General features: G+C 68.2%; 5 protein-coding genes. 1 reads left to right on the top strand and 4 read right to left on the bottom strand.

What is annotated here, in order from left to right:
• Positions 1-137: 137 nt before the first annotated feature.
• Positions 138-629, bottom strand: a complete 492-nt coding sequence (folK, locus tag RSA25_RS18740) for a 2-amino-4-hydroxy-6-hydroxymethyldihydropteridine diphosphokinase (RefSeq protein WP_332810339.1) — start codon at positions 627-629, stop codon at positions 138-140.
• An 84-nt stretch (positions 630-713) separates the two neighbouring features.
• On the opposite strand from folK, the gene RSA25_RS18735 reads away from it, so the two are divergent.
• Positions 714-1460, top strand: a complete 747-nt coding sequence (locus tag RSA25_RS18735) for a 20S proteasome subunit A/B (RefSeq protein ID WP_332810338.1) — start codon at positions 714-716, stop codon at positions 1458-1460.
• A 77-nt stretch (positions 1461-1537) separates the two neighbouring features.
• Here the strand turns inward: RSA25_RS18735 and RSA25_RS18730 are convergent, their stop codons facing one another.
• From RSA25_RS18730 to RSA25_RS18720, 3 genes are read right to left on the bottom strand one after another with little or no spacing between them, the layout of a single operon-like run.
• Positions 1538-3055, bottom strand: coding sequence for an ATP-binding protein (locus tag RSA25_RS18730; protein WP_332810337.1), 1518 nt, complete (start codon positions 3053-3055; stop codon positions 1538-1540).
• Positions 3056-3059: 4 nt separating this feature from the next.
• Complete coding sequence (locus RSA25_RS18725; RefSeq protein ID WP_332810336.1) at positions 3060-3500, bottom strand: response regulator; 441 nt, start codon at positions 3498-3500, stop codon at positions 3060-3062.
• Complete coding sequence (locus RSA25_RS18720; RefSeq protein WP_332810335.1) at positions 3497-5317, bottom strand: ATP-binding protein; 1821 nt, start codon at positions 5315-5317, stop codon at positions 3497-3499. Before RSA25_RS18720 ends, RSA25_RS18725 begins: the two co-directional genes overlap by 4 nt.
• Between the last annotated feature and the right edge of the window lie 417 nt (positions 5318-5734).

Raw genomic sequence — 5734 nt, 5'->3', positions numbered from 1 at the left:
GGTGGGCACCGCCTGGTTGCCGGCCAGCGGCCGGCACTACCCGGTGTGGTGGGCACCGCCTGGTTGCCGGCCAGCGGCCGGCACTACCCGGTGTGGTGGGCATCGCGGGTTGCCGGCGGGCGGCGGGCACACCCCGGTCAGCCGGGCAGCAGGTCCATCGTGTCGAACGCCTCGCCATGCTGGCGATGGGCGCGCCACAGCGTGGCCAGGTCCAGGCCGCTGACCGGGTCGATGAAGGCCGGGGCGATGTCGGCCAGCGGCTTGAGCACGAAGGCGTGCTTGAGCTCCGGGCGCGGGATGCGCAGGTGGCCGGGGCCCTCCACGATCAGGTCGCCATAGAACACCACGTCCAGGTCCAGGGTGCGGTCGGAGAAGCGCGGGCCGCTGCGGTCGCGGCCGTGGGCGTCCTCCAGCGCATGCAGCCAGGCGTCCAGCGCCGCCAGCGGCATGTCGGTCTGGATTGCCACCGCGTTGTTGAGGAAATCCGGGCCGTCAAAGCCCACCGCGGCGGTGCGGTAAGCCGGGGACACGGCGATGTCGCCAAAGCGCGCGCGCAGGGCCTCCACCGCGGCGTGAAGATGCTGTTGCGGCTGCAGGTTGCTGCCCAGGCTCAGGAGCACAGTGGTCATGGTATTCAGCGTGCGTAGGGCGAATCCACACGGGGCCAACAGGGCCACCGCCTAGAATCGGGGTGCACATCATAGGACACCGACATGACCTATTGCGTCGGCATCGAGGTGGACGAAGGCCTGGTCTTCGCCGCCGACACCCGCACCAACGCGTCGCTGGACGACGTGCGGGTGCATCGCAAGCTGCACGAGTTCGAGTTTCCGGGCCAAGCCGCGTTCGTGATCATGGCCGCCGGCAACCTGGCCACCACCCAGCTGCTGGTCTCGCGGCTGCGCCGTGACGTGGAGGAAGCGCGCGAGGAAAACCTGCGCGCCTACCGCCACCTGTTCGAAGTGGCTGCGTACGTGGGCCGCGTGCTGGTGGACAGCCAGGTGCACAGCAGCACGCCCGAGCATGGCCACGATGGCGTCAACACCCAGGCCACGCTCATCCTCGGCGGCCAGGTCGGTGGCGAGCAGCCGGGCATGTACATGATCTATCCGCTGGGCAACGCGATCGCCGCCTCGCCGGAGACGCCCTTCCTGCAGATCGGCGAGTCCAAGTACGGCAAGCCGATCCTGGACCGCATCCTGCGCCCGCAGACGCGCCTGGAAGACGCCGCGCGCACGGCCATCGTCTCGCTGGACTCCACCATCCGCTCCAACCTGTCCGTGGGCCTGCCGGTGGACCTGGCCCTGATCCGCAAGGGCGACCTGCGCATCAGCCAGCGCATGCGCCTGGCCGGCGACAGCCCGCTGTATGCGGAGATCCATGGCAGCTGGTCGCACCGGCTGGAACAGGCGGTGGCCAGCCTGCCCCCGTTCCCGTGGGAACCGCCGGCCAACCGGTAGCTACCGGCCGCTGGTCGGTCCATCGCCGCACCGTTCGGCACTCCGGCCGCCACGCCCCAAGGTCGTGGCCTACCGGCTCACGCGGTTTCCAGCGCCTCGGCCACCGACCGGAACACCTGCTGCATTTCCAGCGGCTTGCGCAGCACGTGCACGTTGATCGTGGACGGGAACACCGCCAGCGGCACGGTCACATCGGCCTCTTCCAGCACCAGCGCCGGCCCGTGGAAGCCGAGCGAGGCCATCTCGCCCAGCAGGTGGCTGGCCGAGAGCAGCTTGGAGCCGGCATCGGCGATCACCAGCGCCGGCATCGCCTCCTGCTGCATCCAGCGCAGCGCCGCGGCGCCGTCGGAGGCCAGCTGCAGGTGGTAGCCCTGGCTGGACAGCGCATTGCCCAGCAGCGACAGGCGCGTGGCCTCGCCGTCCACCACCAGGATCGACTGCCCGGTGCCGGCGGCGATCGGCTGGTCCACCGCCTCGGTGTCCGCGTCCACTTCCTGCATCGGCAGCAGCAGGTCGAAGCGCGTGCCCACCCCCAGCGTGCTGTCCACGTGGATGCTGCCCTGCGCGCCTTCGATGATGCGCTTGCAGGAAATCAGCCCCAGCCCGGTGCCGTTGGCCTTGGTGGTGAAGAACGGATTGAACAGGTGCGAGAGCGTCTCCGCGCTCATCCCGGTGCCTTCGTCGGTCACCGAGATGCGCAGCCATTCGCCGCCCTGGCCATTGGGGTCGGCGGCCGCGCGCAGGGTCAGGCGCCCGCCGTCGGGCATGGCCTGGATGGCATTCAAGGACAGGTTCAACAGCACCTGCTGCAGCTCGGTGTAGTTGGCGTCCACGGCCAGGCCGTCGTCGGCCACGTCCAGGTGCAGGCTCACCTTGTCCGGCAGGTTGCTGCGCAACAGCAGCTCCACCGCCTCGAACAGGTGCGCGATGCAGATCTGTTCGCTGGGCTTGCGTGAGCCGCGCACGAAGGACAGCATCGATTCGGCCATCTCATGCCCGCGCCGGCCGCACTCGGCGATGATGTCGGCCAGGTGGTGCAGCTGCGGGTCTTCGGTACGTGCCTTGAGCAGGTCCGGCATGATCAGCAGCGGCTGCAGGATGTTGCGCAGGTCGTGGCTGAGGCCGGCGGCCAGCAGCGACAGGCTCTCCAGCCGCTGCGCACGCATCAGCTCGGCTTCCACGCGCTGGCGGTCCATGCTGCTGCGCGACTCGCGCACCGCGCGCGCCACCGCCGAGGGCAGGCGCGCGGGCTGGTGCTTGATGATGTAGTCGTTGGCCCCCTGGTGCAGCGCGGCCACGGCGTTTTCCTCACCCATCGTGCCGGACACGAAGATGAAGGGCACATCCGGGTGCCAGCTGCGTACGATCTGCAGCGCCTGGTTGCCGGAAAAACCGGGCATGGCCAGGTCCGACAGCACGATGTCCGGGGCGAACCGGCCCAGCGCCTCGCGCAGCTCGCTGGCGCTCTCCACCCGCTCGAAACTGGCGTCGAGTCCGGCGTCGAGCATCTGCTCGCACATCAGTTCGGCGTCCTCGGGGGAATCTTCCACCAGCAGGACGCGCAGCATTCCCAGCGAGGGGCCAGTCAGCGGCATGGGCTTACTCGATCTCCGGCGCCTGGTTGATCAACGCCCAGAACTTGCCCAGGGTCTGCACCGCCCCGAAGAACTGGTCCACGTCCACCGGCTTGACCACGTAGGCATTCACGCCCATGTCCCAGCTGCGGGCCAGGTCGCTTTCCTCGCGCGAGGACGACAGGATCACCACCGGCAGGCGCTTGAGCTCTTCGGTGTTGCGGATTTCGCGCAGCACTTCCAACCCGTCCATGCGCGGCATCTTGATGTCCAGCAGCAGCACCGCCGGCAGGCCTTCCTCGCGGTTGGCGTAAGCGCCACGACGCAGCAGGTAGTCCATCGTCTCCACGCCGTCCTCGACGTGCACGATGGGGTTGGCCAGGCGGGCCTCCTTGAGGGCATCGACGGCCATCTCGGCGTCGGCAGGGCTGTCCTCGGCGAGGAGGATGGTGCGAAGTGCGGTCATGCGGCAGAACCCTTGTTGATTGCGTCGAGCGCAGGAGGAAGCAGGAAGTAGAACGTGGCGCCTTCATCGACGGCCGACTCGGCCCAGATGCGGCCGCCATGCCGGGTCAGCACGCGGCGCACGCTGGCCAGGCCGATGCCGGTGCCGGGGTAATCGCTGGCCTTGTGCAGGCGTTGGAACACGCCGAACAGCTTGCCGGCGTAGGCCATGTCGAAGCCGGCGCCGTTGTCGCGCACGGTGAACAGATGGCCGCCGTCGGGCTGCTGCTGGTAATCGACCTCGATCCGGGCAGGATCGCGATTGGCCGAATACTTGAGCGCGTTGCCGAGCAGGTTCAGCCACACCTGGCGCATCATGTTTTCGTCGGAGACCAGGATCGGCAACGGCGCCAGCGTCCATTCCACCTGGCGGTGCACGCCGGTTTCTTCCGCTTCGCTCTGCAGGTTGGCCACCAGCATGGCGCGGGTATCGGCCACCAGCGACTGCATGTCCACGGCCTGCATGCGCATCGCGGCACGCCCCAGGCGCGAATAGACCAGCAGGTCGTCGATCAGCGCGGCCATGCGCCGGGCCGAGTTGGAGATCACGCCCAGGTAATGCAGCGACTTTTCGTCAGCCTGGTCGCCCAGGTGGCGGGTGAGCTTGTCCGAGAAGCCGGCCACGTGGCGCAGCGGCGCGCGCAGGTCGTGGGAGACCGAGTAGCTGAAGGCCTCCAGCTCGCGGTTGACCTCCGAGACCTGCTCGACCTTGCCTTCCAGCTGGCGGTTGAGCTCTTCCACCCGTTGCTGCACGGCGCGCTGCACGGTGACGTCGCTGACGGTCATCAGCACGACTTCGTCGTCCTTGTCCGGCAGCGGCATGCGCCGTGCGTTGATCAGCATGGTGCGCACCTGCTCGTCGGCGGTGCGCTGTTCGTGTTCGTAGTCCCACAGTTCGCGGCCGCGCAGCAGCACGTCGGTCAGGCGCTGGCGCACCACCGCATCGCGCCAGGCGCCAGCGCCGATGTCGTCCAGGCGCAGCCCGTCCACGGCCTGCGCCTCGTCCAGGCCGTACAGCTCGGCGAAGGCGGGGTTATGCAGCTGCACCTTGAGTTCGCGGTCGAGCAGCACGATCGGTTCGCGCACGGTGTTGAGCACCGAGGCGGCACGTGCGGCCGAGCGCAGCGAGGCGCGCTCGGCGGTGGCGCGGTGGCGCATCTGCCGATGCAACAGCCAGAGCACCAGGCCAAGCAGCGACAGCTGCACCAGCAGCGCCGACCAGGACACCATCTCGCTCTGCCGCTGCTGCTTCTGGAAGGTGACGCTGCGCTCGCGCAGGAGGGCTTCCTCGGTGGCCTGCAGTTCTTCGATGAGGCCGCGGATGGGGTAGCGGGTGGTGAGGTCCTGGACCATCTCGCGCTGGTCGATGTCCGGCGAGGCACGGGCGAGCTGGCGGGCCAGTTCCATGCGGCGCTCGACCATGGACTGGATGCGGCCGATGCGGATGAGCTGGTCGGGGTTGTCGCGGGTCAGTTCGGCCAGCCGCGCCAGGCGCTGGGGGATATCCTTGGCCTGGCCGAGGCGCTCGCGCAGGCCGGGGGCGTCCAGACCTTTGGACATCGTGAGCGCGGCCGATTCCACATCGCGCACATCGGCCTGCAGCTGGTAGACGGCCACGCCGACATCCTGGGTATGGCTAACCCACTGCATGGCCTGGACGTTGTCGTCGGCGATCTTCCGCAGGGTAAGCCAGGGCACCACGATGATGGCCACGGCGGCCAGGGCCAGGGCCGGCAAACGCCACCGATCCCAGAGGTCGTCACTGAACACCAGGGCCATAGTTCCTCTTCACTCGCGGTGCCGTTACCGGCGATGCCCCGACGCAGACGCCCCGGTATTCCCGGGCACGCCGGCACGGGCGAAGCCATGAATATACCGCAGCGCATTGTGAATAGGACTGTTCTTATTTTATGAACGGTTCAAGAAATACGTGTCCTTTTCCCGTGTGGGTGCGCGTGCAGGGCAACGGCTCGCGAGTGCGTGCGGTCCTGGCTTGGGCGGGTACGGGTGAGGGTGCCGGACACGCCCGTACCTGCCCTGCGCGACCAGGCAATGCACTCGCGCGCCTTTGCGTTAACTCGATCCACCAAGCCATCCCAGCCCGCCAGCAAAGTACAGGAAAGAAAAGGTTCTTTGCCCAGTTGCGGGGATTCTGTCGTCGCGGCGTATGAAGCCTTGCGAGTGCCGGCTTGGTCG

This window comes from Stenotrophomonas sp., assembly GCF_036662295.1.
Classification (GTDB): Bacteria; Pseudomonadota; Gammaproteobacteria; order Xanthomonadales; family Xanthomonadaceae; genus Stenotrophomonas.
This window is presented reverse-complemented; position numbering and strand designations above follow the sequence as displayed.

Coding starts and splice junctions, on each gene's coding strand:
- RSA25_RS18730 (WP_332810337.1), bottom strand. CDS start 3,055: ATGCCGCTGACTGGCCCCTCGCTGGGAATGCTGCGCGTCCTGCTGGTG.
- RSA25_RS18725 (WP_332810336.1), bottom strand. CDS start 3,500: ATGACCGCACTTCGCACCATCCTCCTCGCCGAGGACAGCCCTGCCGAC.
- RSA25_RS18720 (WP_332810335.1), bottom strand. CDS start 5,317: ATGGCCCTGGTGTTCAGTGACGACCTCTGGGATCGGTGGCGTTTGCCG.
- RSA25_RS18735 (WP_332810338.1), top strand. CDS start 714: ATGACCTATTGCGTCGGCATCGAGGTGGACGAAGGCCTGGTCTTCGCC.
- folK (WP_332810339.1), bottom strand. CDS start 629: ATGACCACTGTGCTCCTGAGCCTGGGCAGCAACCTGCAGCCGCAACAG.